Raw genomic sequence first — 17,141 nt, forward strand, 5'->3', positions numbered from 1 at the left:
CTGTTACCATAGCAAAATCCGTTACCTGATGAAAACCGTTTTACAACAATGCCCGGTCATGTGTTTCCTGCTGATGTCGTATATAGCGATGTTGTCAGTAACTACCGTACAGGCGCAAACCTGCCCGCCGCCCATTACCTCTACGATCACTTCTTTTTCCAATACATATTATCCCGGGCAACAGGCAATTGTAAGCGCAGGCAGTACTGCTGTTGCTATAGGTGCGGCCAACGGAACAATCCCTATCAGTGCGGGCGATGTTTTATTGATCATTCAAATGCAGGGTGCGCAGATCAATGCAGCCAATGACATTACTTACGGAAATGGTGTAAGCGGGCGTGGTTACCAGGATAATGTGCAGTTATTCGCCGGTAATATGGAATATATAGTAGCAACAAATTCGGTTCCGCTGACCGGCGGTACGTTGACGCTGCTGACAGGAACGGTTTATAATTATAAAAAAGCCGATTTTGGCGCCGATGGTCAGTACACGTACCAGGTAATTCGTGTACCGGTATATTACGAACTCATTTTAAACAGCGACATTACAGCGCCTTCATGGGATGGGGCAACCGGCGGGGTAATAGTGATGGCAGTGAAGAACAACCTTACCATGAACGGGCATTCGATCAATGTTACCGGGGCTGGTTTCCGCGGCGGCGGCGGCATACGGCTAGGCGTCACTGGTACCGCCTCCGCCCAGGACTTTGTCATGGTGTCGCCCCCCAATGACAGCGGCTTCCATGCCTCTAAGGGCGAAGGGATTGCCGGAACACCGCGGCTTATTAACCTGAACAATTATGATTCTCTTCAGAAGAATATAGCAGAAGGATATCCCGGTGGAAGTTTCGGCATGGGCGCCCCCGGCAACGCCGGTGGGGGCGGAAGCAATGATGTGCTCATGAATTTAAACAGAAGTGGCGGCGGCGGCATACGGCTAGGCGTCACTGGTACCGCCTCCGCCCAGGACTTTGTCATGGTGTCGCCCCCCAATGACAGCGGCTTCCATGCCTCTAAGGGCGAAGGGATTGCCGGAACACCGCGGCTTATTAACCTGAACAATTATGATTCTCTTCAGAAGAATATAGCAGAAGGATATCCCGGTGGAAGTTTCGGCATGGGCGCCCCCGGCAACGCCGGTGGGGGCGGAAGCAATGATGTGCTCATGAATTTAAACAGAAGTGGCGGCGGCGGCGGTGGTAATGGCGGGGCAGGCGGAAATGGCGGCAACAGTTATGCAACGGCTCAACCCCAACCATCCGGTGGTTATGCCGGCGCTCCATTCGCACAGCGAAGCGCGTTGCGGCTGGTGATGGGCGGCGGCGGTGGAGCCGGCGACAATAATAACGGTACCGGCACCCCGGGTGCCGGATTGGCTTCCAGCGGCGCCGCGGGCGGCGGCATTGTTCTAATCAGCGCCGGCGCCATCATTAACTCCGGGTTGATATTGGCCAATGGCAGTAATGGAAATACAACTGTTAGGACCGATGCATCAGGCGGCGGTGGCGCCGGCGGCAGTGTATTGATCAACGCCCGTAGCGGTCACTCCAACCTCACCGTATACGCGAATGGCGGCAATGGCGGCAGTAATTCTAATAGAGGGGGAGTCCTGGTCCCGTACGGGCCTGGCGGTGGTGGTGGCGGTGGTGTTATATATTCCGACGGAACACTGAATGCAGCCTCTTCGGTAACCGGCGGAAAAGCCGGTACTACATATGTTGTATTTGCTGGGCCCATTACTTTTGGCGCCCAGGCCGGTGCCGGAGGTAGTATATCTATATCCCTTACAGGCCCCGTTATGGCCTTCCCGCCTGGCTGCACGGCTTTACCTATAGAATTCCTGTTGGTAAAAGGAAAAAGGAACGGAACGCAGGTGTTGATCAATTGGGAGGTAACCAATGAAAAAAATGTAACCAACTATATCATTGAAAGAAGTAATAATGGGGCGGATTTTTTTACAGCCGGAATAGTTAGCAAAAAACCGGGTAATGGCGATATCGGCAGGTATAACTTTTCAGATGCCCCGGCCGCTGAAAAGTCGGCTATCTATTACCGGATCGTAGCAGCGGAAGCAACCGGTCATAAGACTTTCAGTAAGATCATTACAGTGAAAACAGCTTTGGCTGAAGGTGCATTGGATCTAAGTCCTGTTCCTGCCATCGGGTATTCCACGATAAAGTGGACATCAACAGGCAACAACAACCTCCATATTACCCTGTTTAATGCAGCCGGCGGTGCCGTACTAAGCCGTCAATACCGGTTAAAAGCAGGCGTTAACGAACTCTTGCTTAACCTGGAAACCTTGCCAGCCGGCATATACATTGTGAAAGCCTCCGATGGCGTCAGTAACGCAAATGGGAAATTGGTTATTCATCAATAGCCATTTCAAAAATAGTTCCAATCGCTTATTCATTTAAACAAATCAATAAAATGTACTTTATGAATTTGAAGAATTGCTCTATGCTGCTTTTGTGTGCGACACTTTTTATAACGGGTTGTTCAAAAGATGGCTCAAATGGTACAGACGGCACCAATGGTACTAATGGTACCAACGGCGCTAATGGTAAAGACGGTGCCAATGGTAAAGATGGCGCCAACGGTACTAATGGTAAAGACGGAGCCAATGGTAAAACGGCTTTAACGAAAACTACAAAAGAGCCGGCAGGTACAAATTGTACGTATGGAGGCACCAAATTTGAAACAGGGATAGATGCCAATAATAACGGAACACTGGATAGCAATGAAGTGATTACTACCCAAACAAAATATGTATGCGATGGGGCCGGCGCTATTTATTCTTCATGGATCGATGTGGAATTGACGGAACTGTTAAAAAATTTACCCGAAGAGGGGAATTATTATTTTAAGCAGTTATTACCTGCAACCGCATTAACTGCCGATATCGTGAACAATGGCACCGTTCTGCTGTATTATAAAAGTAAGAACGGTGTAATTAGTAATATAGTTAATAGCTCTAGTAGTAGCTATAATATTATAGATGTTGATCCCAGCGGACAATCTAATTTTTCGTTTTCAGCGGCATTTGTATTCAAAGAAAAATACCTTTCCTTTTTAGTAAATTGCTGGGCTGGGTATAAGAGTTATATCAATGATAACGGGTCGGCTGTGCGCTATGTGCTGATCCCTGGTATGGTTCCCGGTCGCAGCATTGCCGATCTGCAGAAGATGCCTTATAGCGAAGTAGCCAAATTATACAACATCAGGGATTAGGGAACGAACGGTTCATCGGATGAAGAAGCCCCGACGGTACCGTCGGGGCTACCCTATTTTTGCTGATCCGGCTCAATATACAATTAACGAATTTTCTATATCCAAGTAATACTACTAAACAGTCCCCCCGGCCTGACTATTTTTTACAGGTCTATGATCCGATACTTATAACAAAAATCCGTTACCTGATGAAAATCCTTTTTCAAGAATGCAAAGTTAACTGCATCCTGTTTACGGTTATATGGGGTATATCCATATTTTCAGTAAATACCATACAAGCGCAAACCTGTCCACAGCCTGTTCGAACCTTTATAACTTCCAATACTAATACTTATTATCCGGCACAGCAGGCAATGGTAAGCGCAGGCAGTACTTCTATTGACATAGGTGCGGCCACTTATGGAACAACTGCTATCAGTGCGGGTGATGTTTTATTGATCATTCAAATGCAGGGTGCGCAGATCAATGCTGCGAATGACAACACCTACGGTGATGGAGCAACCGGCCGTGGTTACCTGAATAATGCTGAGTTATACGCCGGAAATATGGAATATATAATAGCGACCAATTCCGTTCCGCTCACCGGCGGTACGTTGACGCTGCAAACGGGAACGGTTAATAATTATAAAAATGCCGCTTTTGGCGCCGATGGCCGGTATACTTACCAGGTAATTCGTGTATCTGTATATTACAGCCTCGTTATGAACGCAGACATTACGCCGCCCAGGTGGGATGGGACTACCGGGGGAGTAATAGTGATGGCGGTAATGAACAACTTTATCATGAACGGGTATGCTATCAACGTTACCGGGGCCGGTTTCCGCGGTGGTGGCGCCGTACGGCTGACTGGCGGTGGCGGTACTACCTCCACCCGGGACTTTGTCACAGTGTCGCCCCCCAATGACAGCATTAGTAGTCTGAAAGGCAACCATGCTTCCAAGGGCGAAGGAATAGCCGGAACACCGCGACTTATTAACAGCAACCATTATGGTTCGCTGCTGCTCAGAACTGACGAAGGATATCCCGGCGGCAGTTTCGGCATGGGCGCCCCCGGCAATGCAGGTGGCGGCGGAAGCGATGATGGTACCCCTATCAATGCCAACAACAGTGGGGGTGGTGGCGGTGGTAACGGCGGCGCAGGCGGAAAAGGCGGCAACAGTTATGGAGTGAATGGGCCGTACGGCGGTTATCCCGGCGCCCCATTCGCGCAGCGAAGCCCGTTGCGGCTGGTGATGGGCGGCGGCGGCGGAGCCGGCGACACGAATAACGGTACCGGCAACCCGGGCGGATTGGCTTCCAGCGGCGCCGCGGGTGGCGGCATTGTTATAATCAGCGTTGGCGCCATCATTGGTCCAGGCCGTGTATTGGCCAATGGTAATAGCGCGAACAGCACCATTGTCAACGATGCATCAGGCGGCGGTGGCGCCGGGGGCAGCGTATTGATCAATGCCCGCTACGGTCATGCGAACATTACCGTATACGCAAATGGAGGTAACGGTGGCAGTAATTTCTGGAATGGCGGGAATCCTCCGCATGGGCCAGGCGGCGGCGGTGGCGGCGGTGTTATATATGCCGACGGAACACTCAATGCAGCCTCTTCGGCAACCGGCGGAGCAGCTGGCACTACTAATAGTGGTTCGGGCACTATTAATTATGGCTCTCTGGCTGGTGCCGGAGGTATATCAGTTACAGGACCGGTTATGGCCTTTCCGCCGGCGTGTATGGTTTTACCCATGCAATTCGTGTTTGTAAATGGAAAAAGGAACGGAACGCAGGTGTCGGTCAACTGGGAAGTAACAAATGAAAAGAATGTTATAAACTATACCATAGAAAAGAGTAACAATGGGCTGGAGTTTTTTACTGCCGGAACAGTAAGCAAGGCGGCGGGTAATGGCGATATCAGCAGGTATAGCTTTTCAGATGCCCCAACCGCTGCTAAGGCGGCTATCTATTACCGGATCGTAGCAGCGGAAGCAGCCGGTCATAAGACTTTCAGTAAGATCATTACAGTGAAAACAGCTTTGGCTGAAGGCACATTGGATCTAAGCCCTGTTCCTGCCATCGGGCATTCCACGATAACGTGGACATCAACAGGCAACAACCTACTTCATATTACCCTGTTCAATGTAGCCGGTAATGCCGTGCTGAGCCGGCAATACCGGTTAAAACCCGGAGCGAATGAATTGTTGTTGACGAACCTGGAAGCCCTGCCAGCCGGCATATACATTGTGAAAGCCACCGATGGCGTCAGAAACGCAAATGGGAAATTGGTAATTCATCATAGCTTTTAGCATCTACATACGACTCAACGATAAAGAAGCCCCGACGGTACCGTCGGGGCTTCCCTATTTTTGACAGAAGAAGTGTTCTTTATTCCTTCGTTATATTGATCAATGCCCTTCTGTTGCGGCTGCGGCCATCAGGATTATCGCGGCCATTGATCAATTCCATCTCAAGCGGACAACAGGCGCCGAAAGATTCAAATGTAATGCGGCTGGCCTTTATACCTTTTTCAATGAAGTAATTGGCGCATGCCCTTGCACGCCGGTCAGAGAGTTTTTTATTGTATTCATCACTCCCCTTCCCGTCTGTATACCCTGATATTTGCAGTGTTGAAGCCGGTAATTGCACCAGCACATTGTAAACCGAATCGAGTTTGTTCACGGCTTCCTCTTTCAGATTGCTCATATCAAAATCGAAATATACAGTAACTACATTCTCTGCATGTAAAATGAATTTTTTATCAATGTACATGTCTGTATTGACCAACTGATCGGTCAGCAGGTTCACTTCTGCGGTGTCATTGATTTTCACCACATCCACTGTGTCGTTATAAAATTCTTTGGTTATGGCGATCCTGTAATTGAAATAATCCTTATGGAGCGTATCAAATAAATATTTGCCTTCGCCATCCGTTTTAATTGTCCAGGTTTTGCCCGATGGGTCTGTTAAAACAATGGAAGCATCGGCGATGGGGCTATTGTCCTTACTGTCACGTACCACCCCGGTTAACCGTTTGTTTTTGGGTGATCTTTTTATAAGATAATTTTCGAGGCAGCAGCCGGTCCCTCTGTCGCTCCCTACAATGGCATTTGCCAAAAGGGTTGAGTCTTCAGGTGCAAAAAAGTAAATATCATCTCTCGATGAGTTAACGGGGTAACCCATATTGCGGGGTACGCCCCATGCGGCATCACTGCCTTTTACCGAAAAGAGATCATACCCACCCATGCCCTGCCGTCCGTTGGTAGAATACACCAACGTACCGCTGCTGGTATGATAAAACGGGGCCTGTTCATCACCGGCTGAATTTATTCCTGAGCCAGCATTAACCGGGCTGCCGGCGCTGCCATCTTCATAGATAGGTGCATACCAGATATCGAATCCACCCGATCCGCCGGGGCGGTCAGAAGCAAAATATAAATAGATGCCATCTGCAGAACAAAATGGTTGCTTGCTGCTAAACCCGTCGATATTAACCTGGGGCAATAAAGCCGGTTTGGTCCATCCGCTATCCCCACGGTTAATAATGTAATAAATATTAGAAACGATGCGGCCTTTTTCTTTTTTCCACTGGGTAAAATAAATACGCAGGCCGTCGGCGGTGAAGCTGGCTACCCCCTGGTTATCTGCAATGCCGGCAACCGGTAAAACAACCGGGGTTAGTTGATCGAGGCTGTCGTTTTTCAAATTAGCATAAAACAACCGGCTGTTATGCGGGTTTACTCCTTTCACCCAGGCAGAATCGGTTTTCGTACTGCTCACCAGGTATTTGTTGCCGCTTACGGCCCTTACTGCAAAAGCGCCTTTTTCAAAGCTGCCGGGTGTATTGATCTTCCAGCTGTTCACCAGGCCGGCGCCGGGGGCCGCCAGTTGTTTGCGTATATATTGCAACGTTTGCAATTCTTTTTCAGCCGCTTCTTTTAACTGGCTGTTGGTTCCTTCGCTTAAGTATTTGCGGATATTTTCTTCCGCCTCATCATATTTTCCCAGGCTGCGTTCACATACGGCGCTCCAGTATAAGGCATCCTTATTATCAGTGCATTTTTTGTATGCAGAGTCGGCATTTATCCAATAATGGGCAAGCCGGTAGCTTTCTGCCTGTTTATAAAGTATGCTTGCGCGTGACCTGTCCTGAGTTCCCTGGGGTGATTTCCCTTTTTTAGCATACACGGTAAATGCCGGTCCGTTTGCATTTGCTGGCGGTTTCAGGTATTGCTCATACAAATAGGCAGCCGTGTAATATTCACCGGCCGCAAAATACTGGTCGGCTAACTGCAACGGACTTTTGTCTTTCACAACCTGTTGACCTTGTAACGGTAGCCAGCAGGCGCTGGCAACCAGTAAACCAAATAAATTACCGGCAAGTGATCTGATCTTAATAGGTATAAATGTGTTCATAGGTTCTCAAAAATTTTAATTTCACTATGATGGGCTAAAGTTTGCTAATGAATTGATTGATCGATTGCCTGATTGTTAGAAACTCTGTAATTGAGACACCCTGCCCAAAATTAATAGCTTTATAATTAGGGATCCCCAGCCATCAAACCATAGAACAATCAAACCATCTTTTAAAGTCTGGCACAACGAACAAAATCAATAATGCTTCGCTGGCCCGACCGTTTTATATAAGAAAGTGTGAGCTCAAAACTGTTTACGTTTTTCGTCATCGATCTTAGTTTAGATGCATTGGCGTCATAGCTCAACCCGATCACAAAATTCTTATAATCAACGCCCACATAAGGAGCTATGGCATCATTGACGCGGTAATAGCCGCCCACCATAAAATCGGTTTCTGCATTAATATTAATTTGTCCATAAAAGCCTGCCATTGCTTCGTATGCTTTACCCTGCAGCATATACAGTGCATGGGGAATTACTTTCGTACGGTCTGATAAATTGAAACTTAAACCGGCATGCATGGAATAACGAACAGGGATTCTGTTGAGATCGGTATTATGGTCCGTGACGATCGGGTCTTTAGGTCTGTTTAAATGATAGGCAGAAAAGCCACCGAAGAAATTCGCTTTCTTTTCGGGCGACGCATCAAAATACAGAATGCCGGCCCCTATATCGGGAACGAGCGAAGACGTTTTATTAAAAGTTTCAGTTGTTGGGTTACTGGCATGGTAACCCGTGATGGGATTCCATTGTTCGCCCCATTTGAATTTTGTACGATCGACCCGGCGACTTATAATGCCACCCTGCAGGGCCATAACGATCCGGTGGTTAAAATCCTTTCCGAATTTCACGCCGGTGTAGGCATAAGAACCGGATAAGGTAAGGTAGTTAAACCCACCATCACCGGCAGACTGGTTCAACAGGTTTATACCCAGCGCAGCATTTTTAGTGGTACGCGTATCGAATGAAACGCCAATAGTGCGGTACAGACTGCTGAGGCTGCCCCACTGATTACGAAAAATGGCAGCCGCTCTGTAATCGCCGTCGGCGCTGCCTGCGAGCGCAGGATTGATATACAATGGATAGGTATAATTCTGTGTAAAGTGCGGATCTGTTTGCGCAACTGTTTTTAAGGCAGTTGTCAGTAACAAACAGGTCGCCAACCAACCGTATCGTTTTATATGTTTACTTTTCATTTTAATTAGTTTAGTGTTCGTTGCAATAAGCCCTGAGCGAAGTCGAAGGGTTAACGGATAAGTGTAATAGAGCCTTTTGTTTTAATCTGTCTTCCATCTCTCAATACAGCTTTTAGTACATACATGTAAACACCCACAGGCTGAGCGGTCCCCTTGTATTTACCATCCCATCCCTGCTGCGTACTGGTAAGTGTAGCAAGGCGTTGACCCCATTGATTGAAAATTTGCATGTCAACAGAAGCGATATAATTTCCGTAAATGAAAAGCTGCTCATTCTTCCCATCGCCATTGGGAGAAAATATATTGGGCACAAAAACGTCTTTGGCCAATGGAAGCACTGTTATTTTAAAGGATTGAGAAACGCCGGAACAACCATTCATGACAGGAATTGTAGTAATGATTGCGGTAAAAGGCGTATCGGATATATTGGTTGCTGTAAAGGAAGGGACCATACCGGTGCCCGAAGCTGACAGGCCAATAGCCGGATTTGAATTATTCCATTGTATGCCGCCTGCCGGATCGTTTACCCTGAAATTATAGGGCGCCAAAACCGTACCGTCGTAAATGGCGGTATCCCTGGTTATATTCATAAGGGATGGTATGGGATTAACCTGCAGGGTAAACGTGGTTGGAATGGCACACTGACCCGAATCAGGGGTAAATGTATAAGTGGTCGTTGTTGTATTGCTCAACGCTGGTGACCAGGTACCTGTAACAGGTATAGCATTGGCAGATGATAACGGCAATGGGGCCAGCGTGGCGCCTGAACATACTGATGCCGCAACCGCGAACGTCGGTGTTACTTTCTGATTAACAATAATAGTTAATGTAGTTGTGGTGGCGCACTGACCAGGTGCCGGCGTAAATGTATAGGTGGTAGTGGCTGTATTATTTAAAGCCGGGGCCCATGTACCCGTAATGCCATTATCGGATGTGGTGGGCAGCGCAGCCAGTGGGGCGCCGGAACAAATGGTATCAGCCGCCGGGAACGTTGGTGTAATTACATTAACGACGATGGTTAGTGTATCTGTTGTAGCACACACACCTGCCGTTGGAGTAAAAGTATAAGTAGTTGTTGCTGCATGATTCAATGCCGGAGACCAGGTACCCGTGATGCCATTGTCAGATGTTGTGGGCAGCGCAGGGATCGTATTGCCGAAACATATTGGCGCCACAGGCGTGAATGTTGGTTTTACATTCGGAATAACGGTGACCGTTAAGGTGGTTGTAATTGCACACTGTCCGGCTGTTGGTGTAAACGTATAGGTGGTAGTTACCGTATCATTCAAAGCCGGGGCCCAGGTACCGGAGATACCATTGGTGGATGTGGTAGGTAAAGGCGGTAAGCCTGATCCCGAACAAATAGGCGCCACTGCATTAAATGTTGGTGTAACGATCGGGTTAACTGTGATCGTAAGTGTCGTTATTGTCGCGCACTGTCCGGCATCCGGTGTAAATGTATAAGTAGTGGTTGCCGTATTATCCAAAGCCGGCGCCCAGGTACCGGTGATGCCATTAGTGGATGTTGTTGGTAGCGCAGTAAGCGCATCGCCGGAACAGATCGGGGCAACGGGGGCGAATGCCGGGGTAATGTTCGGATTAACCGTTATTGTTAATGTGGTGGCATTCGCGCACTGCCCGGCAGTTGGCGTAAATGTATAGGTAGTAGTTGCTGTATTGTTCAAAGCCGGCGACCAGGTGCCCGTGATACCATTATCGGAAGTGGTGGGCAGGGCAGTAAGCGTAGCTCCGGCACATATTGTATCAGCGGTCGTGAACGTAGGTGTTACCTTCGCATCAACGGTAATGGTTAGTGTAGCCGTTCTGGCACACAAACCAGCCGTTGGGGTAAATGTATAGGTAGTTGTTGCCGTATTATTCAAAGCCGGCGACCAGGAGCCGGTAATGCCGTTATTGGAAGTGGTGGGCAGTGATGACAAGGTGGCGCCCGAACAAATGGGTGCAACGGGATCAAACGTAGGTATAACGTTCGGATTGACGGTGACCGTGTATGTCGCCGTTGTCGCACACTGGCCGTTATCTGGCGTAAAGGTATATGTTCCGCTGGTGGTGTTGCTTACCACCGCCGGGTTCCAGGTGCCTGTTATACCATTTGATGAACTGGCAGGTAAAGTAACAACCGGATCTCCTTCACAAATGGTAGTGCTTGTGCCGAAAGGGAAAATGGATGGCACATTCGGATTCACCGTAACGGTGAGTGTTGTTCCTTCAACGCATCCGGGCGATGTGGCGGTAAATATATATGTGCCGGATTGCGTAGGATCAACCACGGCCGGCGACCAGGTGCCGGAAATGCCATTGTCAGATGTATTGGGTAACACCGGAACGGTACCGTTATGACAGATCGTAAGAGACGTTCCAAACGGAAAGGTGGCTGTTTCCTTTGGTATTACAGTAATGTTAATCGGAACCGGTGTACCACAGGTGCCGGCTGCCGGGGTAAAAGTATAGGTGCCTGAAGTTTGATTATTAACAACCGCCGGATTCCAGGTGCCACTGATACTATTTGGTGCATTGGATGTTGGCGGTAAAACCGGCGGCGTACTGCCCTGACAAAAAGGAGCAAAGGGAGTAAATTCCGGAACATTTATCGGGTTTGATAATTGTTGTCCGGTTAATACATTCGAGATGCTGCCGTTAAAATTAAAGATAAAATTGCTATAGATGCCTGCATTCAAACCGGTGATGGTTAATTGCCCCGTTGCGGTTGAGGCAATGGTTACCGGGCCTGTTACTACGCCATCATCGGTATAGGTTACCTGGTAAGTGGTGTTGGGTAGCAGCCCGCTGAACGAAAATGACCCTTCAGAACCATTACAGCTCGATGGGTTATTACTTATTAATAAAACAGGGGTAGATTGCGCCCATGCATTATTACACCAAAGTGTAATAATAAAAAAAATGATTAAGGGTATCGGTTTACGGTTCATTTTTCTACAGATAATTGGATTAATATATAACTGTGTGGCATATGCTCACCTAAACGAATATACAAAAATGAATCATTTACCAAAACTGTTTATTAGTAAAAATTGGATGTTGATTATTCGTAATTTGAGTGTTGCAATAAGTATCAACTGCGTATGAAAAAATACATTTTGTTTATTATATTTTATTTTTGTTATGCATCTTCGCATGCAACATGGTCAATAATTGTTATAGATCCATTGACAAAAGAAATAGGAATTGCCGGCGCATCGTGTACGTATAATTGTTATGGCATAGGAAAGATCATTCCTGGTATGGGGGCGGTTATTGTTCAGGCGATGAGCAATAACCAGGCAAGAGAAAAAGGCGTAGCAATGATCCTGGCGGAAGTTGAGCCCGAACAAATTATTATGGCCATGCGTGCCCCTGCGTTCGACCCGGAAAGACAACAATATGCCATAGTGACCATCAAGTATATTGACAGGCCAGTTACTTACTCAGGAGATTCTATAAAGCACAACAAAGGAGCAATAACAGCAAGCGGTATTTCTGTTCAGGGCAACACGCTGGCCAATGAGCAGGAATTACAGATCATTTTTGAAGCTGTATTAAAAGGACAAAAGGATTCACTACCTATTGCTGACATATTAATGAATGCATTGGAAGCCGGCTCCCTGGCAGGCGGCGACAAAAGATGTGGAGAACAGCGGGCGACAAGTGCCTTTATCATGGTGTCCAAACCAGGTTCCAGGAAATCGTATGTAAACCTGAATATTTTTGGACAAGCCAAAGGAGGACAAAACGCAGTTACTATGCTTCGAAAGAAATTTGAGAAATGGAAGAGGAAGCATCCATAGTAAGCGTGTTGACCTGATCCTTCAAAAAGGCCGAAATTTGTTGGGTAATATTGATTTTAATTATATTTATACCCCGAAAAACATTTTCGGGCAGTAGCGCAGCTCATAGAAAATCATTGCGACGAAGGAGCAATAGATTTTCATGATCCCGCCAACGGCGGGACAAGGGCAAGCGGACTACCTACAGAATGCTGAAAATTTCGGGCAGTAGCGCAGCCCGGTAGCGCACTACGTTCGGGACGTAGGGGTCGCTGGTTCGAATCCAGTCTGCCCGACTAAAAAATGAAGCCCTTCAGATCGTTGGATTTGAAGGGGCTTTTTGGTTCGAAGTTGTCCTGCCGATTTCTGATTATTTCAAATTCTCTTATAGCCATCTCTATAAAGAAAGCTTCATTGCCCTTATTTTGAATATCTTAGAGCAGGTTCGAATCCATTTGAGACCACAGCTTTTAAAGGTCTGCGTAATGCGGGCCTTTTGTCTTTTAGATTACCCAGAGCGTCCCGATCTGGATTGTCAGGACGCTTTCCTACTAACCGCTCCGGGCAGGCGAGGTGCTGCTTATTTGTATAGTGATTTATACCCCAACAATTTGCCAATAGGTGCAAAAAGTTTAAATACCGTTTTTTGAACGATCCAGCTTGGCCTGGCTAAACGGATCTCCTTTTCATGGGCAAGCATGATAAGCGATGCCTGGAAAATATTCGGGGATCCTTTTTTATTAAGTTTCCCGTCTCTTGCCAATGAGAAAAAAGTTTCAAATAAGCTGTCAATTTTTAAAGCGGGAAAAAACTCCTGGATATAGTGCGCTTCACTGTTTCCTGAATTCCAAAAATAATGGGGCACATTTTTAGGAATCGATACAACGTCACCGGGATAAGCGGTTTGTTCCTTCCTATTTATACAAAAGCTAAGTTGTCCTGCCAGCACCTTAAACCTGTTTTCCTGGTAAGGATGTATATGTTCCGGTTCCCTTGCAGGTGTTACCGGGCTAAAGCATTCAATCTGCAATTGCGTGCCATTGGTCTCTGCCCAGGTTTTTAAAAATATCATCCGTTGCCCCGTTCTTGCATTTTCAATATGATCGCCTTGCCGTATCATGATTTTTGTTTTTATACGGTTGTTTACTTATGCAATTGTTTTGAATCGGCAGCTTTGTTTTCGCCTGAAATATGTATGGTGTCCAGTAACTGATATTTCCCGATATGCGGCAGTACGTCACCACCAAGATACAAAAATCCTTTATGCTCTTTTACGGCGCCTGCTTCCGGCATAACCATACCTTTTGTATCGAAAAGTGAACTGAGTATTTTTCCTTCCTTTGAAATGTTCATCACCATTCCAAATTTTTCCGCCTTTGGCTGGAGAAAATTTGGCAGTGCATAAACAAACTTTTTTATGCCTGGTGTTGGATGGATCTTATCCAATGCTTCGTTTCTTTTTGTAGAGTATCTCAACCAATAGCTGCCGTCCTTCCTGATAGAAATTCCGTTGGGAAAACCCGGCAGGTTCTCTATGAAAGTATCCGTTTGTCCTGCCTTTTCCCCTTTTAACCAATAACGAAGTATCCTGTATTTGGCAGTTTCTACCATCAGCACATGGCTTTCATCTTTTGATAATACAACACCATTGCCAAAATAGGTTCCGCTGATCAATGTTTTTACTGTTTTTAATGTCGGGTTGTAACAATATAAACCGCCGAGTGGCCGCATTTCCAAAATGATCTTTCTGCCATATTTTATATCGTAGGCCGATTGCTCCGATGTATTGGAGAAATAGATTTTCCCATCAGATGCTATGTCTAATCCATTTGGAATAAGAAATGGTTTTCCGTTTTCATCTTTGTTTGCCAATACAATCACCTTTTTATCGGGGCTAATACTGATGAGTCCCTGTTTGTGGCTTAATGCAATTAAATTTCCTGACGAATCAAAATGCAAACCTGCAACCCAGGAATGGGCGTTATAGAAAGTTTCAATCCTGCCGGTCGTGTCCATTTTTAAAATGCTTCCATCGCTGAAATCATTTGCTTTCCGATGCACCCCACTGTAAAGATTTCCTGTAAGATCAAAAACAATGTCTTCCGGACCATACCAGCCGTTCAGCGAAATTTTTTGTGTGGCGGCCAATTGCTCATTGAATGCTGTTGTTCCTTTGAAGTCGTTTTGTGGCGCCGGTTTCCAGGCAAGCGGATGGATCGCACACGCGTTAAAGACGATGGGAATGGTGATGCCTGCTGCAATAAGAAGTATTGAGACTTTTTTAAAGCTTTTCATTTTTTTGTGTTTTAAAATTGTAGAACACAAAGAAATGTCAGCATAAGTGCAGGGACGTTTACATAGGTAAAGAAAGCTGTTTACCTATGTAAAGAAATAAGCCGGTATTATTTATTAGCCAGCTGATGGCGGATGCGGCTCAATTGTGTAGCGGAAATACCTAAATAAGAAGCAATATGATATTGTTGTATCAACTGTTCAAGCGTCGGGAATTCCATTTGAAAGATTTTATACCGTTGCGTGGCATCTAACAAAACAATTTCCAATTCTTTTTTCTCTTTTTCGATAAAATAATGTTCTGCCATTTTTCTTGCCAGGCTTTCGAGGTCCGGATATTTTGCATAGAGACCGGTGAGCGCATGATAATCACAGGTAAAGATGACGCACTCCGTTAACGCCTGTTGGGGGATAAGATTCGGCTTACCTGTAAGCAATGACGAATAACCGCCAATACTGCTGGGGCCAACAAAAAATTGTTTATTGTATTCCTGTCCCTGCTGGTTGATAAAAAAGGCACGTACAACGCCCGATTCCAAAAAGGCAATTTTCCTGGCCACTTCATTTTCCCGCACGAAATACTGGTTGGGTGCAAGCCGGTCTTCCTGAAAAAGTGGCAACAGTTCTTCCCATGTTGTTTCTTTCAACGGTGAGATAGCAGTGTAAAAGTTTTTAAGCAGGTTCATAGCAGGCAAGAGCATGATGTTATTTGATTCTAAATAAATTTGATCTTTGCAGGTACTAATATAAGGATAAACCCTATATGTTCGGGCTGGATAAAAACTGATATGAAAGGACAAAATGCTCCACGAACCGTAGAGCAGGGAACATTGACAATAGGTAAATTAGTCTTATGCAAAAGTTAATTTTCGAAACAGAAAGATTAATTATTCGGGAGGTTGAAAACGCAGACTTAGACAGCTTATTCGCCATTTGTGGTAATGATGAATTAATGAAGTATACAGATAATGGTGCTATATCTAAAGAGCTAACAAAAAAATGGATAGAAGTCTCCATTAATAATTATGCAACCAAAGGGTATGGTATGTCAGCTGTAATATATAAAGCTAACATGGAATTCATTGGTTATTGCGGACTTGTATATTCAAAAGATGTTAACGATTACGAGTTAATTTATGCCATTAGGAAAGAATATTGGGGACAGCAATTAACCACAGAAATGGCTGCTCAGATGCTATGGTTTGGTTTTGAAACCATAAAATTGAAAACAATTTTTACATCAATTGACCCCAATAATCTTGCTTCCAAAAAAATTTTACTAAAACTAGGCTTTACGGAATTATATACTAAAGATGGTGAATTTGGGAACCCAACCATTTATTACGAGAAGTCATCCCTTTAATAAAAATGAAACTCTTTTTTTAGTTGCTTTTCAGCCGGGGCTTGCTTCTTTTTAAACTTTATGTTGGCAAAGCCTGAATCAACCTACTATTAAAACAGGTTATTACCTGACTGATATTTATGAAGTAATTGTTTTACAACAAACATACGATTAAGAAAATATATTAATTGGTTCGACAATCTGCCGGCGGACTCCACCGAAGAATAGGTAAAAACCTAGATTTGCAGGCCTTTTTTTATTTCTATTGGGTAGTCGAATTTTATATCCCCCATTCTCCATCAAGAATTATTTTTTCTTTGTTCCCATTCATACAAGGTTGCTTCCAATTCATTAATAAAATCAATAAACGTAAACTGACCTACGGTTGACGGGTACGCTTCTATTCCATATTCCCGGTCATAAGTCACAACCCTGTATTCATTATCTGGTGCTGCATTTTTTGTATCAAAACAGAAATATCCGATATCAGTATTTGTGGCAAACGGAAAGTACCCGACATCAAATGTCTCCTCCTTAATTATACCAGAGATATTTTCATAATAATCCTGGGACCATGAGGCCGTATGACGAAAAAAACATGCTTCATGGCCAAAGTTTAATTCAATGAAGTATTTGTACGACAAAAAGGCTTTGTAGGTTTCAGGCAAGGGATACCCAATTGTGCTCTCAAACGCAACAAATTCTTCGTCTGAGATATTTGCTGGTATTGCTTTCCAATAAACTATTTCATCATTAACCGGAGGTTTGGAGAGATCGATCATCTCTTTCGGAATAAGATAAATGGGGAATTGGAATGCTGCAGAAAACTCACTGTGAGAGGTCAGACTTTTATCAATTACAGATTGAATGTATTGTTGGTGAGGTGTCATAGCCTAA

General features: G+C 45.5%; 12 protein-coding genes and 1 tRNA gene. 6 read left to right on the top strand and 7 right to left on the bottom strand.

The window, feature by feature from the left end:
* Positions 1-28: 28 nt before the first annotated feature.
* The 3 genes from FAM09_RS31415 (at position 29) to FAM09_RS16080 (ending at position 5,522) form a co-directional block, all read left to right on the top strand.
* Positions 29-2,380, top strand: a complete 2,352-nt coding sequence (locus FAM09_RS31415; RefSeq protein WP_136578151.1) for a T9SS type A sorting domain-containing protein — start codon at positions 29-31, stop codon at positions 2,378-2,380.
* Positions 2,381-2,439: 59 nt separating this feature from the next.
* A complete protein-coding gene (locus tag FAM09_RS16075; protein ID WP_136578152.1) occupies positions 2,440-3,231 on the top strand; it encodes a DUF7151 family protein in 792 nt (263 codons plus the stop codon).
* A 188-nt stretch (positions 3,232-3,419) separates the two neighbouring features.
* Positions 3,420-5,522, top strand: coding sequence for a T9SS type A sorting domain-containing protein (locus FAM09_RS16080; protein WP_136578153.1), 2,103 nt, complete (start codon positions 3,420-3,422; stop codon positions 5,520-5,522).
* A gap of 79 nt (positions 5,523-5,601) precedes the next feature.
* Here FAM09_RS16080 and FAM09_RS16085 read toward each other — a convergent pair whose 3' ends face one another.
* The 3 genes from FAM09_RS16085 to FAM09_RS16095 form a co-directional block, all read right to left on the bottom strand.
* Positions 5,602-7,629, bottom strand: coding sequence for an OmpA family protein (locus FAM09_RS16085; protein ID WP_136578154.1), 2,028 nt, complete (start codon positions 7,627-7,629; stop codon positions 5,602-5,604).
* Between the two features lie 170 nt (positions 7,630-7,799).
* A complete protein-coding gene (locus FAM09_RS16090; RefSeq protein ID WP_136578155.1) occupies positions 7,800-8,825 on the bottom strand; it encodes a PorP/SprF family type IX secretion system membrane protein in 1,026 nt (341 codons plus the stop codon).
* Positions 8,826-8,875: 50 nt separating this feature from the next.
* Complete coding sequence (locus tag FAM09_RS16095) at positions 8,876-11,776, bottom strand: gliding motility-associated C-terminal domain-containing protein (protein WP_136578156.1); 2,901 nt, start codon at positions 11,774-11,776, stop codon at positions 8,876-8,878.
* A gap of 153 nt (positions 11,777-11,929) precedes the next feature.
* Here FAM09_RS16095 and FAM09_RS16100 point away from each other — a divergent pair, with 153 nt between their 5' ends.
* Together FAM09_RS16100 and FAM09_RS16105 are read left to right on the top strand one after the other, a co-directional pair.
* Positions 11,930-12,631, top strand: a complete 702-nt coding sequence (locus tag FAM09_RS16100) for a DUF1028 domain-containing protein (protein ID WP_136578157.1) — start codon at positions 11,930-11,932, stop codon at positions 12,629-12,631.
* 201 nt (positions 12,632-12,832) lie between these two features.
* Positions 12,833-12,906 (top strand) — tRNA-Pro (locus FAM09_RS16105).
* A gap of 284 nt (positions 12,907-13,190) precedes the next feature.
* Here the strand turns inward: FAM09_RS16105 and FAM09_RS16110 are convergent.
* The 3 genes from FAM09_RS16110 to FAM09_RS16120 all read right to left on the bottom strand — a co-directional run bounded on the left by FAM09_RS16110 (position 13,191) and on the right by FAM09_RS16120 (position 15,603).
* On the bottom strand, positions 13,191-13,730 hold the full coding sequence (locus FAM09_RS16110) for a cupin domain-containing protein (RefSeq protein WP_136578158.1): 540 nt from the start codon (positions 13,728-13,730) through the stop codon (positions 13,191-13,193).
* Positions 13,731-13,753: 23 nt separating this feature from the next.
* Positions 13,754-14,905 carry an SMP-30/gluconolactonase/LRE family protein gene (locus FAM09_RS16115; protein ID WP_136578159.1) on the bottom strand — a complete coding sequence of 384 codons (1,152 nt, stop codon included), beginning with the start codon at positions 14,903-14,905 and terminating at the stop codon, positions 13,754-13,756.
* Between the two features lie 107 nt (positions 14,906-15,012).
* Entirely contained in the window at positions 15,013-15,603 is a 591-nt protein-coding gene (locus FAM09_RS16120; RefSeq protein WP_208025581.1) for a Crp/Fnr family transcriptional regulator, read from the bottom strand.
* A 152-nt stretch (positions 15,604-15,755) separates the two neighbouring features.
* On the opposite strand from FAM09_RS16120, the gene FAM09_RS16125 reads away from it, so the two are divergent.
* Positions 15,756-16,265 (top strand): GNAT family N-acetyltransferase, encoded by a 510-nt coding sequence (locus FAM09_RS16125; RefSeq protein ID WP_136578160.1) that lies wholly within the window; start codon positions 15,756-15,758, stop codon positions 16,263-16,265.
* Between the two features lie 278 nt (positions 16,266-16,543).
* On the opposite strand, the gene FAM09_RS16130 is transcribed toward FAM09_RS16125, so the two are convergent.
* Positions 16,544-17,134, bottom strand: a complete 591-nt coding sequence (locus FAM09_RS16130) for an SMI1/KNR4 family protein (protein ID WP_136578161.1) — start codon at positions 17,132-17,134, stop codon at positions 16,544-16,546.
* Positions 17,135-17,141 lie beyond the last annotated feature (7 nt).

Source organism: Niastella caeni (assembly GCF_004834005.1).
In the GTDB taxonomy this organism is placed as follows: Bacteria; Bacteroidota; Bacteroidia; order Chitinophagales; family Chitinophagaceae; genus Niastella; species Niastella caeni.

Coding starts and splice junctions, on each gene's coding strand:
- FAM09_RS16115 (WP_136578159.1), bottom strand. CDS start 14,905: ATGAAAAGCTTTAAAAAAGTCTCAATACTTCTTATTGCAGCAGGCATC.
- FAM09_RS16080 (WP_136578153.1), top strand. CDS start 3,420: ATGAAAATCCTTTTTCAAGAATGCAAAGTTAACTGCATCCTGTTTACG.
- FAM09_RS16075 (WP_136578152.1), top strand. CDS start 2,440: ATGAATTTGAAGAATTGCTCTATGCTGCTTTTGTGTGCGACACTTTTT.
- FAM09_RS16090 (WP_136578155.1), bottom strand. CDS start 8,825: ATGAAAAGTAAACATATAAAACGATACGGTTGGTTGGCGACCTGTTTG.
- FAM09_RS16110 (WP_136578158.1), bottom strand. CDS start 13,730: ATGATACGGCAAGGCGATCATATTGAAAATGCAAGAACGGGGCAACGG.
- FAM09_RS16125 (WP_136578160.1), top strand. CDS start 15,756: ATGCAAAAGTTAATTTTCGAAACAGAAAGATTAATTATTCGGGAGGTT.
- FAM09_RS16095 (WP_136578156.1), bottom strand. CDS start 11,776: ATGAACCGTAAACCGATACCCTTAATCATTTTTTTTATTATTACACTT.
- FAM09_RS16120 (WP_208025581.1), bottom strand. CDS start 15,603: ATGCTCTTGCCTGCTATGAACCTGCTTAAAAACTTTTACACTGCTATC.
- FAM09_RS16100 (WP_136578157.1), top strand. CDS start 11,930: ATGAAAAAATACATTTTGTTTATTATATTTTATTTTTGTTATGCATCT.
- FAM09_RS16130 (WP_136578161.1), bottom strand. CDS start 17,134: ATGACACCTCACCAACAATACATTCAATCTGTAATTGATAAAAGTCTG.
- FAM09_RS31415 (WP_136578151.1), top strand. CDS start 29: ATGAAAACCGTTTTACAACAATGCCCGGTCATGTGTTTCCTGCTGATG.
- FAM09_RS16085 (WP_136578154.1), bottom strand. CDS start 7,629: ATGAACACATTTATACCTATTAAGATCAGATCACTTGCCGGTAATTTA.